This window comes from Paenibacillus kobensis NBRC 15729 (assembly GCF_004000825.1).
Lineage (GTDB): Bacteria > Bacillota > Bacilli > Paenibacillales > Paenibacillaceae > Paenibacillus_T > Paenibacillus_T kobensis.
The window spans coordinates 19,279-43,907 of record NZ_BILZ01000005.1; the positions used below are offsets into that span (position 1 = coordinate 19,279).

Genomic DNA, 24,629 nt, shown 5'->3' on the forward strand with positions numbered 1-24,629 from the left:
GCGCTTGCAAAAAACGCCCGTTTACTTATTCTTCTAGTCATTTGTCACGGACCGGAACACATGCCGGATGACGTCGCCGCGGCTTATGATGCCCACTAACACGCCATTGCGTACAATCGGCAGCTTCTTAATTTGTTTCTTGCCAAGCGTTGCAGCGACTAAATCGATGTCTTCGTCCCAATTCGCCGTAATCACTTTGCGTTTCGCGATGACGAGCACGTTCAGATCCAAAATTTGTTGCACCTTGTCTTCCATTAATTCTGGATCTCTCACTACTGCAATGTAATAAAAATTGCCGACGACTCTGTCGCTCTTCTTGCCGATGAATCTCATAATGTCGCCGTCGCTAATATAGCCTACTATTTCGTTGCGATCGTTCACAATCGGAAGCCCGCTAATGCTGTGGTCGATAAACTTCTCGATGACGGAACGGACGGTGTCGTTCTCCTTGACCTTATAGACTTGGCGATTCATAATATCCATGGCTTTCATGATATCGCGCTCCTCTCAAGCCGTGCTTCCTACAACATTATTATAATCGATATGAAGCGAAAGGTGCTGTGATATATTTAACAGGGCGCAATCATAGTAACCACAAAATGTCTCCATTCACGACATTCCACCACCAATACCTCCTCTTATCTCTAAATAATAGTTATTCAACATAATCATTTAAAATATGCTATATTTTTGTTTATTTTATTGATACAATCGATCGGTGTTACCATATTAATCCTACCATTGAAGGAGGATGCCTATAGGACGCTAGACATATTTCACTGCAGAAATGAATCTATAGGGAGGCGTAAAAATTGAAATTGAACGTTTTTGCAACCGTTTTCATTTGTGTCACTGTACTCACCGCTTGCGGTGCTCGTCCGAGCGACCGTATTGCAACGCAGTCAAACTCTGCTCAAGAAGTGAAAGAAAAGAAAGAAAAGAATGATAAGAATGAAACGAAGAAAGTGAATATGAAGGAAAAGGCGGAAGAGGTCAATGCCGAAGTTGTTCCCGTTAACGGCGTCCTTCTTCAACTGCCATCCAACCAGGAGTGGAAAGCCGTCACGGAGTCCGTCGATCCAGAGACTGGCAAGCAGACAAAGCACGTCAAGCTTAAAAAAGTAAAACGCGGGAATGCGTCTGCACAAGCCGAAGAACTGAAGGCAACCAAGTCCATTGTGCTTCCGAGCGGTTTCGAACTCGAACTGTATTTGATCACGGACAACGGGAAAGCAAAATGGCTGGTGGAGCCCTCGGCCGGAGTTCTTGAAAACTTGCCCGGAAATGACAACGTTATGATTTATCAAGACAAAGATATCTACCTGATAGATCCTGCGTCCTCGACCTATTCGGAATTGCTGCTTGACAATGTAGCCGGATACGATAAACACGCACTCGAACAAGTCGTGCTTGAAGACGTAGCTTTTACTTGGGGAAGCAACCTGACGGTTGACCCGTCGGGACACTACGCCGTCTATTACACCAACCGCAATATTTACCGGGACGGAGACTCGAACGGACAGTTATGGGTGAAGGACATGCAATCCGGAGACGAAAGCATGCTCTTCAAAGATAACGCAAACATTATGGGATGGTCGGGGAACAACGAGATCCTGATCAGGACAGACGATGCTATCGTGGCGCTCAATGTTGTTACGCGACAGACGCGAACGGTCGAGCCTTTAGATGAAACAAACAAATATGATTATAAATCCCCGTGGTTAATCGCCAAATCGCGTACGGAATTAACGATTACCGATTTGTCGACTTTTGCAACGAAGGTGTTCCCGTTTGATGCGAGCAGCCGAATCAGCACTGTATCCGCGAACGATTCAGGCCAATTTGCAGTAGCATATTATCCAGTAGCCTCTGCAAGTGCAATGTCCGTCGAAGTTATCGATTTTCAAACCGAGCAGCGTGCTGTTTTTGATTCTATCGATCCGAACGAAAGCTTCGATGGGCTTTACTGGGATCATGGCGATCTTTATGTAAGAACGTACATGGCCGCAATCGATGAACGCAAAACGTATGTCCTTTCTACAAACACGATATCCGAGGTGATCGCACCATGAAAAGATTAAGAACGATCCTCCTCCTCCTAAGTCTAGCTATCTTCTGTGTACCCTATCCAGCCTATGCGAATCATTCAGGCGGGTATAGCGATACCGTAAAATTCGAAGAGGAGTATAGTACGGAAGAATTTGCAAAGGCTGAATCGCCTCGAAGGGTGAATGGAGCATCGGATTGGACACTCGGGGTAACGAGTAAGGGCCAACAGGTCAGGACGACCGGTACGAGGCCTCACTGGGGTACGGACTTCGGAATGTCTTTGGGTCAGACGGTATATTCCATTATGGGCGGGGGGACCGTCTACGATATCGCATCCAAGAGCCAAGTCGATATTCAGTTAGGGTATGTCACCGTAAAGTACAACGTCAAAGGTAAAATATACTACATCTCCTATCTACATATCACACCCGATTCTTCCTTGAAGAAAGGCGACAGCATCACGGTTAGCGATCCTATTGGTACGATCCACAAAGATCCATGGCCGACCGATGATAAAAAAGGTTACCCTCCTCACCTGCATATGCATCGAGTGGATGAGAAGAGAGTAAAATCCATCAAGCTTTACAACTTCTATATTTGGCAAGCGAAGTGGAATTACGGAAACGATCTCGATTATTTCACTAATCCATCCACTACCGGCAACACGTTCAGCATCACTGGCTATTCCTGCAACAACTGTGTCTCGAGCCGGGACAAGCTGAATAACGTCGATATATGGTATCAAGTTCCAGGAAAATTAGGGTGGACGAAAGGTGCTATGACTTTTACATCCAATAACAGGTACACGTTCGACTTTGGATCGATTAAGTACAAAGAGAATGGAGTAAATGTCTCGATTGCCAAAGGGATGAACGTGCAATTCTATGTTGTGGGATACAGGTACAAGCCTGGATATAAAGAGAAAAACAAAGTCATTGTGTACCGGCATTCGCTCTGGCCGCAGAAGTACGAACACGCACCCGACACACCTGCAATATTCCAGAAAGAAAAAATAACAATTGAATACAGGACGCACACGATAAAATAAGGAGATCGCCTATGAAACGAAACAAAGGTATTGCAGCCATCATTCTTTCAATGTCCTTACTTCTTCACCCCTTCTCGCAAACCTATGCGAGCCCGGAATCTTCGAATTTAGAGCCGGTACAAGCAGAGAGCTTACAAGAGCCGCTGCAGGAGCTGCCTCAACAAGAGTCGCCTCAGCAGGAATTGCAACAGCAGGAGCTGCCTCAACAAGAGAATTCTCAGTCAGAACCGCTCCCAATCGAGACGACATCCGTTCAAGAACCATTGCAGCAAGAATCCAGCGTAAATAACTATATCGTAACCTACAAAAACTCTGGCAAACCGTCTAAATTAGACGGAAAGCTTAAAAAGAAATCCAAGGCAAGAAAACACAAAAAACTAGACAAATTAAATGTATCCGTTGTTGAGCTCGATACGAATGAAGCTAATCTTCTACGGCAAGATCCGGAGATCAGCTCAGTCGAATTAGACCGGCAAGTGAGATTGTTATCCCAGGTTCAAGCCACCGAGCTCCAAGGAAACAATGTTTATATAACTGGCGGACCTAACAACGTTGAACTTCCGTTAGACCAGCAGACCATGCCTTGGGGATTAATGTCGATCGGCGCTGACCAAACCCTTGGATATATGACCGGCCAAGGCATCAAAGTAGCGATACTCGATACGGGTATAGCACAGCATAGCGATTTAAACGTCGTCGAGGGAGCTTCGTTCGTCGAAGGAATAAGCAGCTTCAATGACGATAACGGACATGGAACCAACGTCGCGGGCGTCATACAAGCTCAAAACAACAGTTATGGCATTGTAGGGATTGCGCCGGAAACGGAAATCTATGCCGTTAAGGTACTGGATAGCAGCGGAAACGGTACGTACAGCCAAGTTATTCAGGGCATTGAATGGGCGATCAACAATAATGTCAATATCATCAATATGAGCTTTGGGGGCGAGGAGTACAGCGCAGCACTTCATGATGCGATTGTTTCCGCCGTGAACAACAACATCTTAGTCGTCGCTTCCGCGGGGAACAACGGGTATGGCAGCGAAACCGATCTTTACCCGGCGAAATTCGAAGAGGTTCTGTCAATTGGAGCAACGAACGAAATTCCGCATTTGGCAAGCTTCTCGAGCGTGGGAAGTCAGGTCGATCTGGTGGCTCCAGGCGCAAACATTCTTACGACGGGACTGAATAATACGTACATGTCCGTATCGGGAACCTCCGTGTCGGCCGCCCATGCCACGGGATCGATTGCAGCGCTCTGGTCTAGAACGCCTTCGATGAGCAGCAACGATATTAAAACGATGCTGTTTGCTTCCGCTACCCAAATCGGTGAAGAATTTTATGGCTGGGGGCTCATCAATCTGGCAAAAGCCGCTGGATTAACAAACGCTCCCCTTCCGCCGGTTCCATCGGCCAGTGTGCTCGGCAAAGGGAGTGTCTCGACAGCTGCGCCTGCTCAAGAAGGAGAAGTCGTCGCGCAAGCTGTTATGGCCGATCAGACCATTACCTTTAGTCATGTAATAAGCACCAGCAGCTACAGGAAAGTGCAAATCCGTATATTCGGCCCCGACTCTACCACTAACGTTGCGAAGAGCGACGACCGGATTAAGTCTACTACAGATTTGAATTTAACGTATCCTGCCGGAACGGTCATCAGCTACGATTGGGCTGTAACGCCGGATACCAAACCCGGCAAGTATCTCATTCAATTTCAGTTCTGTACCAAAACAGAATGTAATCCGGGTTCCAAAGTTTCGTGGGATCAAACGATCTCCCCTTATGTTACGGCACCCGCGTCCGGCAGTTACCAGAAATTATCCGACACGAGCATGCGATTGACATGGTCAGCCGCAACGAACGCCTCCAAGTACAGAGTTACAACGAATAGCGATAGCGGCGTCACTGTCAATTCAACCAGCTATGATGCGACGGTCATGCCTGGTTCGACCTACAACTTTAGAGTATACAGCATCAATAAGGATGGCTTTGAAAGTAAGAACGCAACTTTAATCTATGTCGTTGTGCCCGCCACTCAGTTGCCGGCTGCACCGCAGCAGCTAGCGACCGAAAACATTAAATCGTCGGAAGCAACCTTAAAATGGCAAGCGGTCAACGGCGCAACGGGCTACAAAGTAAAAACCGATGCACCGAACTCGTCGGTCGTTACTTTAACGAGCAGCACGACATCATACACATTCAAAAACTTGACGCCTAATACGAAATACAATCTGTATGTCGCAGCCGTCAATAACAATGGAGACAGTACCTACTCTTCCATTGCCGCAACTACTGCGCAAGGATTGGTAACACCGATCTTGTCTGTCGGTGAAGTTGGACCATTCTTCGCTCAATTCCAATGGCCTAGCGTAATCGGTGCAGAAGGATATACCATCAAACTAAATGGCGAGGTTATGGATACGGTAGATTCGTCTTACTCTGAATATGTACTGGCCGGTCTCGATCCGAGCAGCATTTATTCGGTCGGTGTTTCCGCTTTTAACGCCCAAACGAGTACGCCATACGGAGCTATTAACATTTCGACGCTCAGCAATCCATACGAATCCGGCACGGTTATGACGGCAGGCAATTGGGTAAACGGCTCACTAGTTAATGACGATGATGCCGATTATTATCGATTCACGCCTGCTGCAACGGGCTTGTATACTTTCGACAGCTTAGGTTCCATCTATCTATCCGCCTCGGTAGCTGTTAAGACAGGCGCTTCTTCATACAACGTAATCATGGGCGTAGATGAGAACGATTACGACAGTAACTTTCAAATGTCAATGGTCTTGAACGCCAACCAAACTTATTACATCTGCATCACGCAAATCAATGAATCTGCAGCGAATTATCAGTTCCGAGTGACTGGATTTGCGGAAGAAGGCGACACAATCAGCGAAGCTAAGCTTATTGGCACAACCGAGCAGCAGGCCTCCATCAATTACCCTGGCGACGTCGATTATTATAAATTTATTCCGTCCGCTACGGGTCAATACTCCATCGAATCGCTCGGAGCGTACGATGTGGTTGGTTCCTTGTATAATTCATCCGGATCGTTATTGGCAACGAATGACGATTACAACATTATGGCTAGCTTAAACTTCCGGATTGACAGTAATTTAACGGCTGGCCAAACCTACTATGTTCAAGTCAACCATTACTCTGCCAAAGCGACGGGGCCCTATAGTCTGAAGATCACGCAATTAGTCGATGCCCAGCCTCCTTCCGTACCGGGCAATGTCAGGGCCGAATCCAAAACAGACTCGACTGTAACGTTGAGATGGGATCCATCGACGGATAACGTAGCGGTTACCGGATACGATCTGTACCAGAATGGCGTTAAAGCAGGATCTACGACTAACAGCACAATGACGGTATATTCGTTATCGCCTTCTACGGCCTATTCGTTCCAGATCCGCGCTAAGGATGCTTCGGGCAACTTATCGGGCCTCAGCACATCTGTAGCGGTAACGACAAGCCCAGACAGCACGAAGCCTAGCGCGCCAAGCAACCTAAGCGTATCAAGCAAAACGGCGACAGGCGTCGTACTCGCATGGAGCGGTTCTAGCGATAATGTAGCCGTAACGGGTTACGACATCTATCAAGGAACAACGCTCATCCAATCCGTTGCAAGCGACAAGAGAAGCGCAACGGTTAGTAACTTGCAGCCAAGCACTTCATATGTCTTTACGGTAAAAGCCAGAGATGCTGCAGGCAACCTCTCGGATGCGAGTAATCAGGCAACGGTTACGACAACGGGCGAGGCCGTTCCGCCATCCGTTCCAAGTGGCGTAACCTTCAGCAAGACGGATTCGTCCGTTACGTTAACATGGACGGCATCGACCGACAACGTAGGCGTAATTGGCTACGATATCTATCAAGGATCGGCAATAGTCAAGAGCGTGACCGGCACTGCCGCGACGATCACGAACTTGAAGCCAAGCACCTCCTACACGTTTACAGTTAGAGCGAAGGACGCTGCTGGGAATGTATCGGCCGCAAGCAATGCAGTCACGGTAACGACCAATGCGGATACGACGGCGCCAAGCGTGCCGGTGATGAATACGATTCCAACGAAAACCGAGACGTCCATTACGTTAACATGGACAGCTTCAACAGATTCCGTAGGCGTAACCGGATACGATGTCTACAACGGTTCTACGTTATATCGATCAGTGTCGGCAACCAACGTAACCGTAACCGGCTTGGTCCCGAATACAACCTACCGGTTCACGGTCAAAGCAAAGGACGGCGCGGGCAATGTATCCGCAGCTAGTACTCCTCTGGACGTGAAGACGAATGCGGATACGGTGGCTCCAACAACACCAACAGGTCTGACTATCGTGGAGAAAGCCAATGACACGATTACGCTGGCTTGGAATCCGTCAACGGATAATATTCAGCTATCAGGATACGTGATCTATAAGAATTCAAACCTAGACTTAGCCGGAACAACAAGCGCACAAACATTTACAATGACGCTTACTCCGAACACACCTTACAATATCACCGTGAAGGCGCTCGATATTGCCAGCAATTTGTCAACAGCCAGTAACGCCGTACAGTCGACATATGTCCCTCCGGTCAAAAATGTGTTCGGCGGCACCGGCAATGATTACTTCAGATCGGTCGACGCAGCCAGCGACGGAGGCTTTGTTACCGTAGGATACTCCACTTCTAAGAATGGCGATATGTCCAGCATCTACCGCTCGGCGGGTACGGACGCTGACGCCGTCGTGGCTAAGTACAATGCCACCGGCGATCTCGAATGGAAACGCGGTTGGGGCGGAACGGGCTCCGATATCTTCCATTCGGTGACCTATACCGGCGGAAGATACGTCATCGCGGGAAGTTCAAGTTCAACGAATGGCGACATGCTATATTACGGCACTGGCACCTCGGATGCAGTCTTCTCTATTTGGAATCCGGATGGTAGTATCTATTCCAAAGCCGTGCTTGCAGGTTCAAAGGAAGACACATTTATGAAAGCGCGTATAAGTTATGACGGAGGGGCATATGCAGCTGTCGGATATTCGAATTCTCCGAGCATCCCAAATGCTACCGGTTCGAATAAAGGCAACTATGATGCCATCATTGTCCAATACTCGCCTTACGGCGGCGTCCAGTGGGCAAAGTCATTCGGAGGCTCTGACGATGAACGATTCGTTGACGTCGTTTCCAGCGGAACCGACGGCGGTTGGGTCGCTGTCGGCTATTCACGCTCCAATGACGGTGACATGGCTGGGCTCAATAAAGGGGCACAAGACGCGATTATAGTTAAATTCGATTCATCCGGGAATGTCGTATGGAAAAAATCTTACGGCGGAAGCTATGAGGAGCTGTTCAGAAGTATCCGAAATGAAGGCCCAGGATATTTTAATGTAACGGGAGCTTCCTTCTCCTCGGATGGCGATCTGGCCGTTCCTTCAGGCAATGCACAAGATGCCATTTATGCTTCTATTGATCCTTCAGGCAATTTGGTCTGGTACAAAAACTTTGGCGGACCGAGCTACGGAGAACCGTTCAACCAAGGACTAAAGCTAAATAACGGCTACTATGCTGGTGTAGGATCCTTCAACCAAGGCGGCGGAGATCTCCAATCGATTCGCAGAGGCGGAAGCGGGTGGAACTCCGACGGCATGATCGTAGTATTTAGACCGATAACGGGGTTCCCTATTCAGGTCAAATACGGTTTTGGCGGTACAGGTTCCGATTATTTTGAGTCCAGCGCATTGCTGACTAGCGGCAAAATCGTCGTAGCCGGAAGTTCAGAGTCTACGGATGGCGATATGACGGGAAGCAACAAGGGCGGCTCTGACGGCATTATTCTCATTTATGATGTGACAACTCCATAAAGAGACAATAACGAACAAGGACTAGCTCATAAGCTAGTCCTTGTTCGTGTACCCTTTATTGCGCCCGCTTCGTAACCTCGCTCCATGCCCACGAGACGAATACCTTGTTGTCGTCGATATACGACTTATATTCCTTCGTTTCGTCGAAGTCGCCGTCGAAGGCAACCATCCGTACATAAGGTCCCGTCGACTTAAGCGTCATGCTCTTACCGTCCGGCGTCGTCACGATTCCGCCGTTATCCCGGTACAAACTTTCCATTGCGAATTGTATCTTGCCTGCCGGCACGGTCGTTGGCTTATCGGTATGATTGGCAAGGACGAGCTTGCCGCCAAAGTTATAGTTGTAATAGTCGTCCTCGAATTTTATGTAATTGCTTCCTGCAGCCACGTAGATTGCGCTGTGCGGAGGAAGCGTTATGCTCGCCGAATTGCGCAGCCCGTAATCGTTCACCGTACTGCCGTCCGGCTGAGGATTGCTTTTTATAATGTACAGTTCGAACGCGCCGCCGTCATTTTTGTACGTGCTTCGCAGCGAATCGATCTGGCTTTGGCGTTGCTGACCATTCTCGTAATTTTGCGACGCTTGTGCAGACGCGCTTGAGTCGCCGTAGAAGTTCTGCGTATAATACATTCCGAAATCTGATTCCCATGGATTTCCTTGATACGCAGCATTGAATGCAACCCCAACCCCTAAATGTGTCCACCCATCGTACAACATGTTGTCGCGGTGCCCCTTCGAGTTTACCCAGCTCTGATATGCTTCGATTGCATCGCGCTGACCCGCCGCTATATTCTCGCCAGTGAGACCATACGGGATGCCTGCCGCATCCATTCGGTTGCCCGGGTCCTTGCCGTCCGGATTGACATGATCGAAGAAGCCGCGATCGCGCATATCTTCGCTATGCGCCCTTGCCGTTCCGGCTGCCGTCCCGTCCCAGCGCAGCGCACTCAGCCCATACCGGACACGGAATGCGTTGACCAGATCGAGCGACTGCCGTTCGAACGATTCACGGAGTTCGGACGTACCCTTGCCGAAGTAGGTCGCCATTTTCTCCTCGACAGCTTGGTCAATCAATTGAATGGCCGTCGCTTTGTTCCCGTCATGCTTGTCCAAGTATACTGTCACGTAGCTGCCGTCTTGCAAGAACTGGTACGAAGCGTTAACGGTGTACACGATCTTGCCTTTCGTAAAGCTGGCTCCACCGGTGCCATAACGTTTCTCGATCTCGGCAGTCGAGGCGCCCAGCTTCAGCCCGCGGTTGGATTTCCATGTGTCTGCATTCGAGAACAGCCCGACGACTTTTCCGTTCTGCACCCCTACTTGCATATACTTCGTATAGTCCGCGTTATAAATATACCAAGTGAACCCGAGCTCGCTAATATCTTTGCGCGCGGGCTGGCCAAGACGAGCGAGCACCGACGCTTCCGTGTCGCCGATCGAGATACCGCCGACTTGGAACTCCTTCGGCATCGTATCCGGCACAATAGTTGCTTTCGTTAACTGAAAACCGCGTTCTTTCAGATTATGAATAAGCGTAATAGCTTCCGAGCGTTTCAATTGATCGCTCGAACCGAACCCTTCGACCGTTCGCGACGTTTTGCCGCCAGCGATGTTCAGGTCCAATACGTATTGAATCGCGCCTTTCGTATCGCGGAAAGCAAACCCTTGGCTTGCCGACAGCAGCATAGCCACTTGACCGCGGTTAAAGCCCTTGCCGGATGTACTGTTCAATACAGGCCAGTTATACGTCTTCGCGACTGCATAATAAGGCGCTGACCAAGCTGCCCCCGCCGCTTTCTCCGGCACTTGAATGTCCGGGAACGCACGCAGCAGCATCGCTAGAAATTCCGGCTCCGTCACGACCGCATCCGGCCGGAACTTGCCGCCCTCATATCCGCTGGCAATGCCTTGGCTAACGGCCCACTTAATCGAATTGCTCGCCCAATGGGTATCGGCAACATCGACGAAGCCCGACTTATTCGCCGTTGTGTTCCCGCTAGGCTTGTTGCCGCTTGAAGCCGAAGTCCCCTCATCCGAATTCGCCGCTGGCTTCAACGGCTGGAACGTATGGGTATACTGGGCTGCCGCCAGAATGCTGTCCTGTTTGCCTCTAGCAATAGCAACCGCCTTGACCGTCGCCGATTCGTACAGCTTGAACGGCTTCGAATATTCGTTCGTTCCCCATGCCGCAATGTACGTATGCGGTTCGGAGCCGTCAATCGTATATAAAATAACAGCATCGGGATCGCTGCTCGACAGCGTCACCGTCGCGGGCCCGCCGTCGCTCCGTTGTGCGATATCGATGTTGACCGGAGCCAGAGCCGGCAGCGGATTGCGCAGGAATCCCATTCGGCCGTTGCCGTCTTCGACTGTTGCTATCCCTTCACGGAAGGGACGAATAGCCTTAAACCTTAAATCCGCTGCACCGCCGACAGCTGAGACAAACCCCGCTAGGCTGCCTTGCTGAACTTGAGCATATCCATTCATAAAGACGCTCGCATCATCGTATATCGTCGGGATGACGAGTTGGCCGGTCTTATCGACGAAGCCAATTTTGCCGTCCTTGCGGACCATCCCTAACCCGGCGCGGAAAGGATACGTCTTATCGTATATAAGCGGAACGATCTCTTGGCCTGCGCCGTTGACGTATCCCCATTTGCCGCCTGTATATTCGTCGAACTTGCCGCTGCCTCCGTTCGATACAGGCGACATGCCCTCCCGTATGCCGATATAGCCTTCTTCGATATCACCGCCGACAAAATCATAGACAGGCGCGACAACTTCCTTGCCTGTCGAGTCGACATAACCGAGCTTGCCGCCCTCATAATAACTGCCGGCACCGGAACCGCCTTTGCCTACCTTAGCGAATCCGTCCCGGAATTCCTCTGCGAAATCGTATTGAAGCGGAATAACCTCTTCGCCTTGCATATTGACATAACCGAATTTCTTGGTCGTCAGCAGTCGGCTGCCTTGACCGCTGTAATATTGGTCTTCGGACGGCTTAAGGAAATAATCTTCGCCGATCGAAACCCTCGCCAATCCGTTGGTGAACGTATTGCTGATTTCATCGTAACGGAATGGGACGACCGTCTTGCCCGTTTGGTCGATATAGCCGTACTTGCCATTCAGCTTAACAGGCGCCAAGCCATTATTAAAATACCAAGCTTCCTCGTATTTCGGCTTCACAATCATTTGGCCGAATGTATCGATGTATCCGTACTTTCCGTCAACCAGAACTGCCGCAAGACCCTCATGGAAGTCGCCGTAAGAACGGCTATCCAGCGGAATAACTGCTTTTCCCGTACGGTCGACGAAGCCGCTCTTCGCTTTCTGATAGACGCGTCCCAAGCCATTCGAGAACGGATTAGCATCCGTGTAGATGAACGGTGTCACTGCTTTTCCGCTAGTGTCGAAATAGCCGAACTTGCCGTCTTGTTTGACTACGATCATGCCGTCCGAGACATCGCTGACCGACTCGTAGACAGGCGGGATGATTTCCCCTTGCAAGCCAACTAGTCCATAGGCAGCATCGCTATCGTAAACCGAGCCTGATTTCTTGCCCTTCATAATGACGTGCGCGTATCCGTTGTTTCCATAGCCCGTGCTGTCATACACGATTGGCGTAACTTCTTTGCCTTGGCCATTGATATAACCGAATTTCATTTCCCCGTCTGTCAGAAGGCCAACGACAGCAAGCCCGCCGGACAACTGTTGGGCTGCATCATATTGGAACGGAACGACAACCGCTCCGGTCTTGTCGATATATCCCCACTTGCCGCCCTTTTGGACTGCCGCGAGCCCCTCAAAGAATACACCGGCGCTTTCATATTGCGGTTCAATGCCATAAGCTAGCGATTCCGAGGCATAAGCCGCCGGTACCGCACTGCAGACCAAGGCGATGGCCAGCAGCATGCTCCATATCCGTTTCCTCATCATTAGGTATCCACCTTATCGAGTAATAAAAATGCAAATTACAATATTCGACAATAAGATGGAAAATCCTTCATGGACCGCCACCAGCCTATGCCAACTCCTGGCGAAGCCGTTTCTTATCCACTTTGTCTACAGCCGTACGCGGTAAAGCATCCAGGATAAACAGCCTCGTCGGCCGCTTATGCAGAGCAAGACTGGATTCGCACCAAGCCTGCAATTGCTCTAAGGTCAAACTTTCCTCGCCATGAAGTACGACGCAAGCGGCAAGCGACTCGCCCTCTCCATGAAGCGGAAGTCCGATTACCGCCGCCTCGCTCACCGCTGGGTGAGTGACGATCATCTGCTCTACTTCCGCGCAGAACACGTTCGAGCCGCCCACGATAACCATATCCTTCACCCGATCCAACACATATAGATAACCGTCAGCATCCAGACAGCCTACATCGCCTGTCCGAATCCAACCGTCCTGAAGCGTATTGGACGTAGCTTCCGGTTGGCGCCAATACCCAAGCATCGTCTGGGCGCCGCGAACGACGATTTCCCCGGGTTCGTTCACCGCTGACTCTTGGCCGTCCAAGCCGATGATACGAACCTGAAAAGCCTGCTCGCCCTGGGCGGCCAGATCGAGCGGACGGCCTACAGAATGAAGACGACCCGGATTGTCCAAGTGCTGGGAAGGAAAAATCCGGCAGACCGACATGCCGCATTCTGCTTGCGAATAGTTGTTCACGACCCACGTCCCCGGAAATTGAGCGACTGCGTTCAGCATCGTTGCAGAAGAGATGACAGATCCGCCGCATCCAAGCACTTTAAGGCTCGACGTATCCTTACCGGTTACAGACGCCAATCGGGTAAAGTCGCGAAGAAGCTGTCCCACCGTGCTAAGAACAGTAATTCGGTCACGCTCTACAGCTTCTAATACCGAGTGCGCATTCGCCGGATACTCATCGAGAAAGACTAAGCATCCTCCAGCCGCCATCGTCGCCCACAGATGGAATTGCCCAACGAGATGAGACAAGTTAAGGACGAGTACACGCCGGTCCCTCTCATAACCGAATCCGGCTGCAGGAGTAAATTGATTCCAAGCGGCCATGCCGCGGTGGGAATGCATAACGCCTTTGGGCCTGCCGGTCGTTCCGCCTGTATAGATCAGGACGGCTACATCGTCTACGCTTTGTAAGGAAGCTGCCGCTCGGAACGGTTCTTTTTGCCTCGCCAATAGACTCTCCAAGTCTGGTGAAGCTGCGCCTTCTTCCGTTGCGAACAGCTTGCACGGGTTCGGAAGCTGCTGGACTGCGAAATGCACGGTGTCTGAATAACGCTTGTCATGGATCAGCACGCGGGGCTCCGCATCCTCCATAATCGCCTTCAGCTCCGGTACGGTCAGCAGCGGAGACGGAACAAGCGGAACTGCGCCGATCCCGACTCCGGCATTGAACGCAATCACAAGCTCCGGACTTGGATCTCCAATGATGGCAAGCCGGTCCCCTGACCTCAGCCCCTCCGCATATAAGGCATGACCGAGCCGTTCCGCTTGACGAAGCAGTTCGCCATAATGTATGGTTCGGCCCTGGCTCAACAGCGCCGGCGCATCTGGATATAAACTTGCAGCCAACGGCAATCGTTCGGATAAAAGCATTCTAACCGCCTCCAAAATCAATTATTATCTATCGGGTAAGAAAACTAGGAATAGTGTGATCATAGCATGAATATGGAATAATTAGGCATAAGGGTTTCCAATGCCATCCATTAGCCTTGCTGATAAAAGAGTTTTATGAAATAAAAAAACCGCCGGACTTTGGCTTCTATTAAGCCTCGTCCGGCGGTTCGCCGTTGTCGTACCGTTAACTTATTCTGTCGCATAGCGCATCGATGCGGTCCATCTCATTCCCGAAAGGCGTCATAATCGCAACGATATCGCCTTGCCGATGGGAGCTTACATTATACTTGACGAAGTTAGCCAATGTCCCGGATGGCCCTAGATCAATATACGTATAATGACGGCCCTCTTCTAATCTCGCTAAACCTTCGGGAAAGTCGACCGCTTCCCGGACGGCATCCCAATAGTCAGCCGCCCCCCGCATACCAGCGCGAGGGCTTCTCCTGCTGGACAAGTAAGGGATGCGCGGTTGTTCCACACGAATCGTCGACATAAAATCACGGAACGCTTCGGCGGCCGGATCGATCCACGATGAATGAAAGGCGAACGGAATAGGCAACCTCTGGAACGCCGCCCCCTTATCAAGCAAATGCTGCTCCAATACAGGAAGTGATTCGCGGCGGGCGGATAAGACGAAATGAGACCGGAAATTAACAGCCGCCAATTCAGCATGCTGCCGGAGAGGAGGCGAGCTTTCGAATATGCCGGGATCGCCGACAACGGCAATCATCCCTCCAGGGACACACCTTTCTTGCAAAAGCTCGGCCTGCTTCACAAGACACCGGATACCATCGTCGGCTGTCATCACGCCTGCTACCGCACCAGCTGCAAACTCACCCATGCTGTATCCCAATACGTAATCCGGAATCATCCCGCGCTCCGCTAAGGTTTGGGCTAACGAATACTCCACCATAAAAATCGCCGCATGCGTAAACAGCAGCTCTTCAAACGGTTTTCTCCCGCTTTCCCGATAAGGATATAACCGCTCCACCACCGAGTGCCCAGTCAACTCTCTGAATGTTTGATCCAGCCGGTCCATCCACTTGCGAAAATTCGCCTCATAGTCATACAGCTCCCTGCCCATTCCGACATACTGCGAGCCTTGTCCAGAAAACATAAACACGACCGGTCTCTCGGACATAACGTCTCCTTTCGTTCCGGCGGGCAGTTGCCCGTTGAGCGTTACTTAAACATCTCTCTCCAATTCTCCGCATTGGTCGCGACGAACAAATCCTTTAAGTTGCCGTACTTCTTGTATGGACAGCAGAACTCCTTATGCAGCACGAGCAAGCAAGCGTTGCACGATATGCAGTCGGCCTTGTCGCGCCCTTCCCCATGCAGCCAGCGGTTAGGCAGATCAGGCTCGGAAATAAGCGGACGGCACATCGACACAAAATCGACTTTGCCTTCTTGCACGATTTCTTCCATTCGCTCGATATTGCGGTGGCCGCCTACCAATATAAGCGGAATGGATAAGCGGATATTTTGGACGTATTCGTAAAAATACGATTGCTTGGCCGGCACATTGATTTTCGTTCGCGCTTCGGGGATCGGAACCGGCGTGAATCCTAATTCCTCTTCGGTGCGCACGAGGCAATCCCACATCCCGCCGCTCACCTCGATGGCGTCGACGCCCGCCGTTTCCATCTCGAACAACAGTTCCGGGAAATTGTCCTTGTTAATGCCGCCTTCAACGTGATCATCGCAATTAAGCTTGATCAGAATCGGAAAATCGCCGACTTCCTTTCTTGCAAGCGCGACGATGTCACGAATAATATTCACCCTTTTCTGCACCGTGCCGCCGTAACGGTCGGTACGCCTGTTCGTGTAAGGAGACAGGAAGGAGCTCAGCAAATAACCGTGCGCCGCGTGGAACTGGACGCCGTCGAAGCCCGCCTTCTGAACCCGGACGATCGCGTCGGCGAAATACTGAATGATTCTTTCGATTTCTTCCAAATGAAGCTCCCGCGCCTTTTTCATCAAAATCGGGGACTCTACGGCCGACGGTGCGATACAATCCGCCGTCACGAAGTGATGCACTTGTCTGCCGGGATGGTTCAATTGAGCGATAACGATGCATTCCGGATCGGTCTCATGGACGATATCCGCGATTTTGGCCACTTCGGGTATGAACTCATCGTCGTAAATGCAGTATTGGCCTTCTGTTCTCTTCGCCGTCGGCGTAGCGGCCATTGCGCCGGTGACAATCATCCCGATGCCGCCCAAGGTCAGATCTTTGTACACCTGCAGAACGGATTCCGAAATTTTCCCGTCCGTTGACATTTTGCTCTCGCCTGTGGCCGAACGCACCAGCCTGTTTTTCATCACGAGATTGCCGATTCTTCCCTCAGAGTACACCTTATAATGCTGCCTGCTCATTGGAACGCCCCCACATTCAATTGGATTGTGAACGATTCTTGATTGGCCCGGACCGCGTTATCGATCGTATCTGCCGCCGGACTGTTTAAGCTGTATAACGTACCGCACAACGATCGGACCGCATCCATGGCGCGCGGATCGGACAACAGCTTGTAATGGCTGTCCGCATCCGCAGTCATAACGCTCATTCGGGGCAGCCATTCCTCCCACGCTTTCCAATAAGGGAGTTCTGATTGCGGTTCACTGCCCGTTTCTTCCAGACTAAAATAAGGTTCCAGCTCGCCGTAGAACGACTCGCCCCGGCAGCGGAAATAAAAACAGGCTGTCTCCTCCGGCGCCGTCAGAGGCGCGATCTCATAGCGGTCAAGTCCATATGCCGCTTGAACCCGAATGCTTTGAGTCAAGCGATCACGCCACGACGCGTCGGAACCTTCCAATCCTCTCGACTCGGCTAACGTGAACAATCGCTCGATAAAGCGTTCCGAATCTTCCTGCAAATAAACACGTGCCTCATCCCGGTGAATTAGTCGGTTCGCCCACGATTCCGGCTCCGGCGGCAAGAAAGATAACAGAGCAGTGTTGACGGCTTGAAGCGCGATCGTCTTCCTATAGCCGTCCGCGTCTTGCAGCGCCTCCCGGTAGGGGGTATGGAGATAGGAGTCCAGCATCACTATCGTATGAACGGTTTCCCCTAGCTCCTGGAGCTGCCGGGCGACCTCATAGGCGATGCGGCCGCCGAGCGAGAACCCTCCGAGGTCGTATGGACCCTGCGGCTGAACGGACATGATGATGTGGACATAATAAGCCGCCATTGCTTGGATGCCGTGAAGCGGAGTCCGCCCGGTCATCCAGCCGCGCGGCTGAATGCCGTACATCGGGCGTTCGGCTTCTTGAGCAATCGTCCGGTACGCGCCAACTGCGCCGCTGCCTCCGTGAATCCAGAATACCGGACGGCCGGAAGAGCGGCGGTTGAGCGGAATCAGCTCAGGGAATTCCGGCTGAGTCCGGCTGGCAACAGCCGCAACCCCAGGCCGCGGCAGCGGCTGGAGCGGTGCCCTGCGGCCAGAACTAGTGACGAACGATTTCGCTGGAGCTGGAGCTGGAGCTGGGGCTGGAAGCGGCTCATAATCAGACAACGCGAAAGTAACAGGTGAATCTGACGGAGCAGCAGCCGGCTCTGCATGAAGCACTTGAGCCAGCCATGCCGCCAGCTCGCGGAGCGTTGCATTGGCATGGATATCCGCTAAGGTGACCGTCACGCCATAACGGCTATGAAGGTCCCGAACCCATTCGACGCCCGATATCGAATCCAGCCCGAATTGCGTATAAGGGACATCGACGTCGACATCCCCTCTCTTCATGTCGAGAATGCCGGCAAAGCTTTCGGCAAGTTCCTCTTGCAGTGCCGTCTGCGAGAAGTCCTGCGAGCCTGCAGTGGACGGTTTGCCGCCCTCCTCCAGCGGGTACGTATCGGTCAGCGGGCGCAGCGAAATCCCTTCCGGCTTCGGAGCCGGAACAGACGGAGCAGGCTGATCTTGCTCCAACTCTCGAGTAGTGTCCAACAACACTCCCTTCATGCGAATGACCGATCGACCGTCCTCCAGACACCAGTCGATATCGAAGCGGTTGCTTTCCCCCGAAGGGTTGCCGTTGCCGTTGCCGCTGGCGCGCCTTACCCAAACCCATACCGGCGAGTCGCCGAAATCGTTAATCTCCACAGAATCAAGCGAGTTGGGACGCAAGCTTGCCGCTCGGCCATCGAACGCTACAACCGCCTGCAGCGCCGATTCGAGCACGCCCGAAGAAAGGGTCGACCGCTCTGCTCCGCTGTCATCGGTTGGCGTTGGGGTAAGCTTGGCAAGCGCCTCGGAATCGCCAGCCCACAGCCGTTCCACCATCCGCAGCGAAGATGGATACTCCGTACCGAGACGGCGGTGAGCATCGTAGCACTCGTCCGAACTCCAGCTTTGACACTGGTTCGCCTTCTGCAGTGCCGCTACATCCTGAGCTTGAACCAGACTTCCTTGCTGCCCAAGTTCAATGGTTCCTTGGCTATACACGACGGGTTCTCCGTTCTTGTGCCTGCTGTAAACTTCAAACCCAATAGAACCGTCATTCTGCTTAATCAGCGCCGTGTGCACCTCAAGCGGCATCGCGGACGCAGCGAGCGGTTCTCCCCATGCTACGCTTCGCAGCTTTATGGCTGGAGTGGTTCCAGTGTCCGAAGAAAGCGCCAGTGCCGCTGCTGCCAGCTCCAATTGGACGAATTCCGGTATCCTTTTCCGTCCCGTAGTACCGTCTTCCAGCCAGTACGGTTCCCCGCCTGTATATACAGACGAGAACCGCTGTTCCGACAAGTCGGACGTATTATGGTGAAGAAGCGGGTGAAGACGGGGAGCGGACGGCTCCCCTTGCTTCTCGTCTAGTGCATGGCCCTGGAATTGCCGCAGCAAATCGAGCGCCTCCGCTTTAGACAGACGATGTTGTTTCACTTCGCTTAGCACATACTGCAAGAAATCAGCCATAGGCCCTCCTTTGACGGGAAACTTCCCTCATATTCGATTGGATCTCTGAAACCGCGCTGTCGATGCTAATGGAATCGTCCATGATGCCGTCCAGCAGCATTTCGAAGAAGCCGCTGTCGAAATGATCGTCTCCCGGTCTATCTTCCGCATCTTGTACCGATACGCTCTCCATATTGGGATCAGCTGCGGACAGCTCAGCAGAGGAACGCTCCTCGTACTGGACGGGTTCTGCAAGCGGCCAGACTGGCGATTGGTCCGCAATCGGTTGTTGTGCTTGTCCGTCTGCCCCTCCTCCATCCGCAAACCAGTAACGTTCCTTGGCGAACGGGTAAGTCGGCAAGCTGATCCGCTGCGGAGGCGCACCGTCGTACAACGGCGTCCAATCCAAATTCAGCCCTTTCGTCCATAAGCCAAGCAGCTTGCCGAACTTCCGGCGATGCATCCACTTCTGCAGCACTTCCTGCATCTCATCGTCGGCTCCAAGCATGGCGATCGTCTCTCTGTTCGGCTTCACTCGTCCACGGTATAGACCCTGAGCCTCTTCTGCTCCCTCTTCTATTACTTGCAGCATCTCTCCCAGTTCACGGAGAGATCTCACGACGCAAGCGGTCCTTTCTTCCATTGCCTCGCGCCCTGTTTGGAGCGTATATGCAATTCGGCTCAAATCCGCATCCGAATAATGCCCTTCCCGAATCAAGGCAGCCAATTGCTTGGCGCGCAGCCTCAGCTGCTCCCCGCTTCTAGCCGACAGTACAATGACAGCCGGCTCGGAATCCGCCGGCAATTCCGCTTGTGTGCAGTCCGATGCGGATACGTATTCCTCGATGACAAGATGCGCGTTGGCACCTCCTGCACCGAACGAGGAAATGCCTGCCCGGCGCGGATATTCCCGCTCCACGCCATCGATCGTTAGAACAGGACGAGTCCATTCCGCAAGCTGCTGTTGCACGACAAATGGAGTGCCATCGAACTTGATAGCAGGATTCGTCGTCTTGGCGTTCAGAGAAGGAACGAGCTGCCGGTGGCGAAGCATCAGCAGCACCTTGGTCAATCCTGCGATGCCGGCTGCGCTCTCGCAGTGCCCGATATTGGACTTCACAGACCCCAAGGAGCAAAATTGCTTGTCCCTCGTATCCTGCTCGAACGCCCGCGTCAAACCGGCGACTTCAATCGGATCGCCGAGCGCAGTGCCGGTTCCATGCGCCTCCAAATAACTGACACTACGGGCATGCACGCCTGCCTGTTTGAGCGCATCCGAAACAACCTCATACTGGGCATGAGGATTCGGCACCGTATAGCCGTTCGTTCGGCCGCCGGCGTTCAACATACTTCCTTTGATGACCCCATAAATGTGGTCTCCGTCCTGTACCGCTTTGGACAGCGGCTTGAGCACAATTGCGCCTGCGCCCTCACCGTCGACGAATCCGTCGGCTTCTGCTCCGAATGATCTGACTTGATCCCCGGCAGAAAGCATATTCATGGCCGATAGCCTCAAATAATGGGCAGGTGACTGAATCAAATTGACTCCCCCGGCAATCGCGCATTCGCTCGTACCGCTATTCAGGCTATCAATGGCCAGGTGTATAGCCGTCAGCGAGGATGAGCAAGCCGTATCGACAGCCAAGCTCGGCCCGCGGAAATTAAAGAGATACGAGACCCGGTTAGCGATGGACCAGTAGCTCGCTCCCGTCGGATAGTTGCCGTTCATCGCACCTGCGAAAACGCCGACTTTGCCGCTCGCACACAGCGTAGCAGGAGTGTAACCCGCATCTTCTATGCAGGCATAAGCGGTTTCGAGGAACACCCGCTCCTGCGGATCCATCTGCTTGGCCTCTTTCGGAGATATGCCGAAAAAGAGCGGATCGAACTGGTCGAACCCGTCAATAAATCCGCCCCATCTCGAATACATGGCCCCTCTTTTGCCTCGCTCTGCATCATAATACTTCTCCCAATCCCAGCGCTCCTTCGGAATTTCGCCAATACCATGTTTGCCTGACTTCAACTGCTCCCAGAACTCCCGCACGTTGCCGGCTCCCGGATAACGTCCCGCGAGACCGATGATCGCAATATCCCGCGCTGCTGGGACAGCGGATGACGCCTGCGCCGTATTCTGCCGGTTCACGGCGATGAATCTGCTCTTCACCGCGCCTGCCGCTTCCGTCATGCGAGGCGGAGCAGCATTCGGACGAGTGGTGCCGCTGCCGTTAGAAAGTTTCGTGCCGGTCTCGGATTCATCCGGGCCTACCAGCGCGATAAGCGCTTCCCTTTGCGTCGACAGGAAATGTTCCGCAAGCTCTTCAACCGTCTGATATTCGAAGAAGAGCGTGCTGTTCACGTTGCTCAGCACACCGCTCAATGCATTCGTCAGCTGTACGACCAGAATGGAGTCAATTCCATACGACTCGAACCGTTCTCTCGGGTCGAGCTGACCGCTCGGCATCTTAAGCGTCTCCGCAATGATCCGGACCAAGTAGGAAATGCTTCTCTCCCTGAGCGTGCCTACCGCAGGCTCTCCCGCCGTCTGCGCTGATCGTACGGAACGCGCAGGCGCACCGGCTGTTGTTGCCGCATCCCGCTTCGCATGAACGGCTTCTGCCTGCTGACGGACTACGCCATCGCTTTCAGCCATAATAATTTGCTGGCCCCACGAGTGGACATCCTGTGCAGGATAACGGACGGAGCGGAAACCTTCGTCTTCCAGCACGCTTCTCCACGTCTCCGGCGATAACCCTGGCGAGCCCGGAATGCGAATCTGGGCATCCTCGTATTTCCACCATCCGTCGAGCAGCCCGAAGGTCAGATGGGTGAACATCGATTGTCCTTGCAGCTCATTGAGCAGCAGCAGACCATTCTTCTTCAAGACAGCTTTGGCGTTGCGCAGCGTCTGACGAATATTTCGGGTCGCATGCAGCACGTTGGCTGCAATAGCAATATCGTATTCGCCCGAATGAATCTGCTGGCCGGACACCGGCGTTTCGACATTAAAAATTTGATACGACAAGAACGGATTATCCGGCCCGTAGGTTTCCTTCGCATACTGAAGGAAAGAGTGGGATATATCGGAGTAACCGTACTCCTGAATGCTTCCCTCATAGTCCTTCAGCTTGCGGAGAACCCCTGCGCTCGTACCTCCTGTCCCCGCCCCGATCTCCAATATGCGAATGCGGGCCGACGGATCAAGCTGCAGCCGCTGCTTCACATAAGCCGCGACAGAGTCGCTAAGCACTTCATTGAAAGCGTCGGCCACCGGATTATGTTTATACACGCCCTCCACCAGCTCCATCGAGGAGTTCGGGAACATGATGTCCGTCGCAAGCCGCTTGCCCGTCACAATGTCCGGAAGCGATTGCAGCATCGCCTCCGCGAGCGCAATCTGAGCAGCCATTCCGCCGAAAGCGAGCCATCCTTGTTTCTTCTCCGACCATTCCGACCACAGTCGGTCCATGCGGGCCGCGTTCGGTTCCCCAACGCCGTGAACACTGCTGGTATCGAAAAGAGCGTTCCGCTCCAGCTTTTGTTCTTGCTCTTGCAGCAGTGACAAGCTTGCATCCAGCCACCTTGCATAACGCTCATGCACTCCGCTGCCCGGCACCGGCTTAATGACTCCCGCTGCGTGCTCAATAATGCCAGCCGCAACCAGTTGACCCTCAAGCATGCGCCCAAGCAAACCTTCCATTTCCCAGAGTACCGCTTTGCCTTCTGCGGTAAGGCTTGACGTCGCAGCCCTCATGTCCGAAGGGACGGGGGTCAATCTCGACGTCGGCGGAACGGCGTTATCCGGATACACATGAACGCCTTCATCATGCGATATGCCTTCAATTCGTATGCTTCTCGTCGTCTTCAGCAGTGCCAGCTGATCCAATGGCCCGGACAACAGCTCGCCGAGCGCATCCATGGCCTCCGCTGGCTCGATGGAGCCGAATCCCATTTGGGCCATACGTTCCTGATAAGTGTCGGAAGCAACGACGCCGACGCCTCCCCAATAGCCCCAGTTCATCGTCTTAACCGCATAAGGCAGACGGTTTGCTAACTGCTGCGCATAAGCGTCCATGAAGGTGCATCCAGCCGCGTAGTTGCTTTGCCCCGGCGATTTCATGAAGGCATTCATAGACGAGAAGAACAGAACGAAATCCGGCGTTTCTCCTTCGAGAAGCTCGGCCATGTTGACGCTCGTATCGACCTTCGCTGCGAGCGCGGCCCGGAAACGCGCTTCATCCATATTCGCAACGCTTTGGTCCGCAAGCACGATTGCCGAGTGTACGACGCCGTCGATGCGCCCGAACCGTTCCTTCGCCGCGCGGTAAGCGGCCTGCAAGGAATTGCGGTCTGCGGCATCTCCTGAGAGGTAGACAATCTCGCCTCCGAGGGCAGCCAGCCGATCGAGCTTCAATTGGATCGCCGCGTCCTGAGCGCGCCTTCCGATCCAAACGATACGCGCCTGCCAGCTGCGGACCATGTATTCGCTCCACGCCTCGCCGATGCCGCCGGCTCCGCCGATGACCACGTATGTGCCGCCTTTACGATAGAGGCTTTGTTCCGTGGAACCGCCTTTCCGGTATACCGGAATCAGCTTCTGGCGGAACCATTCGCCGCCGCGGTAAGCCCAGGCATTGCCCTGCCGGTCCGGCAGAAGCGACAGCATGTCCTGCACCGGCCAAATGCCGCTGAAATCCAGATCGATCAGCCGGAGGCTCCAATTCGGATATTCCTTGGCCAGCGAGCCAACCAGACCATGCACACCGGCATGAGCCGAGCGCACATCATCCTTACGGCTGACGGATTGCGTCTGGCGGGTAATGACGGTCCAACCGATCGCCTTGCCTCCGCCGCCTGCAAGCAGCATCGCTTTAATCAGCTTGAACAGCTGGATGACTCCGCGTTCCTGCGAATCGATCAACGATAGTTCGGCCGAGGTCCCGGAAGCCGCGTCCGGTGCGATCCATAGCATATGCTCCGATATCCCGTTGGCCTCAATCTTCCGGGCAATAAGCTCGATCGTATCCTTTGGTTGAATATCAAGCGTACGCATCCCGGTAAGCATTCGTTTCAATAAGGCTTCATTCTCCGGCCCTGCTTCGCCTACGACTGCAACACTGCTGCCTTGCATCGGCCATTCCGAACCGCGTGCGATGACTGTTGCATCCCACTGCGGATGAAGCGTCATAAGGCCGAATGCTGA

General features: G+C 52.8%; 10 protein-coding genes and 1 pseudogene. 3 read left to right on the forward strand and 8 right to left on the reverse strand.

Annotation, left to right across the window (positions count from 1 at the left end):
* Positions 1 to 33 precede the first annotated feature (33 nt).
* Positions 34 to 492, reverse strand: a complete 459-nt coding sequence (locus PKO01S_RS05045) for a CBS domain-containing protein (RefSeq protein WP_127530223.1) — start codon at positions 490 to 492, stop codon at positions 34 to 36.
* Between the two features lie 320 nt (positions 493 to 812).
* Here PKO01S_RS05045 and PKO01S_RS05050 point away from each other — a divergent pair, with 320 nt between their 5' ends.
* The 3 genes from PKO01S_RS05050 to PKO01S_RS05060 are packed head-to-tail and all read left to right on the forward strand — an operon-like array spanning position 813 to position 8,952.
* Positions 813 to 2,072 carry a hypothetical protein gene (locus tag PKO01S_RS05050; protein WP_127530224.1) on the forward strand — a complete coding sequence of 420 codons (1,260 nt, stop codon included), beginning with the start codon at positions 813 to 815 and terminating at the stop codon, positions 2,070 to 2,072.
* On the forward strand, positions 2,069 to 3,097 hold the full coding sequence (locus PKO01S_RS05055) for a M23 family metallopeptidase (protein ID WP_127530225.1): 1,029 nt from the start codon (positions 2,069 to 2,071) through the stop codon (positions 3,095 to 3,097). The genes PKO01S_RS05050 and PKO01S_RS05055 overlap by 4 nt, the downstream gene beginning before the upstream one ends.
* 11 nt (positions 3,098 to 3,108) lie before the next feature.
* On the forward strand, positions 3,109 to 8,952 hold the full coding sequence (locus PKO01S_RS05060) for a fibronectin type III domain-containing protein (protein WP_127530226.1): 5,844 nt from the start codon (positions 3,109 to 3,111) through the stop codon (positions 8,950 to 8,952).
* A 55-nt stretch (positions 8,953 to 9,007) separates the two neighbouring features.
* On the opposite strand, the gene PKO01S_RS05065 is transcribed toward PKO01S_RS05060, so the two are convergent.
* From PKO01S_RS05065 to PKO01S_RS29860, 7 genes and pseudogenes are all read right to left on the reverse strand, one after another.
* Complete coding sequence (locus PKO01S_RS05065) at positions 9,008 to 12,889, reverse strand: WG repeat-containing protein (RefSeq protein WP_127530227.1); 3,882 nt, start codon at positions 12,887 to 12,889, stop codon at positions 9,008 to 9,010.
* Between the two features lie 85 nt (positions 12,890 to 12,974).
* Positions 12,975 to 14,525, reverse strand: coding sequence for a class I adenylate-forming enzyme family protein (locus PKO01S_RS05070; RefSeq protein ID WP_127530228.1), 1,551 nt, complete (start codon positions 14,523 to 14,525; stop codon positions 12,975 to 12,977).
* Between the two features lie 205 nt (positions 14,526 to 14,730).
* Positions 14,731 to 15,687, reverse strand: a complete 957-nt coding sequence (locus PKO01S_RS05075) for an acyltransferase domain-containing protein (protein WP_127530229.1) — start codon at positions 15,685 to 15,687, stop codon at positions 14,731 to 14,733.
* Between the two features lie 41 nt (positions 15,688 to 15,728).
* Positions 15,729 to 16,925, reverse strand: coding sequence for an NADH:flavin oxidoreductase (locus PKO01S_RS05080; protein ID WP_127530230.1), 1,197 nt, complete (start codon positions 16,923 to 16,925; stop codon positions 15,729 to 15,731).
* Complete coding sequence (locus PKO01S_RS05085) at positions 16,922 to 19,450, reverse strand: thioesterase domain-containing protein (RefSeq protein WP_127530231.1); 2,529 nt, start codon at positions 19,448 to 19,450, stop codon at positions 16,922 to 16,924. Before PKO01S_RS05085 ends, PKO01S_RS05080 begins: the two co-directional genes overlap by 4 nt.
* Positions 19,443 to 23,447, reverse strand: coding sequence for a beta-ketoacyl synthase N-terminal-like domain-containing protein (locus tag PKO01S_RS29855; RefSeq protein WP_456152487.1), 4,005 nt, complete (start codon positions 23,445 to 23,447; stop codon positions 19,443 to 19,445). Before PKO01S_RS29855 ends, PKO01S_RS05085 begins: the two co-directional genes overlap by 8 nt.
* Positions 23,439 to 24,614 (reverse strand): annotated as a pseudogene (locus PKO01S_RS29860) (SDR family NAD(P)-dependent oxidoreductase); the annotation flags it as partial. The pseudogene PKO01S_RS29860 and the gene PKO01S_RS29855, both read right to left, overlap by 9 nt.
* Positions 24,615 to 24,629 lie beyond the last annotated feature (15 nt).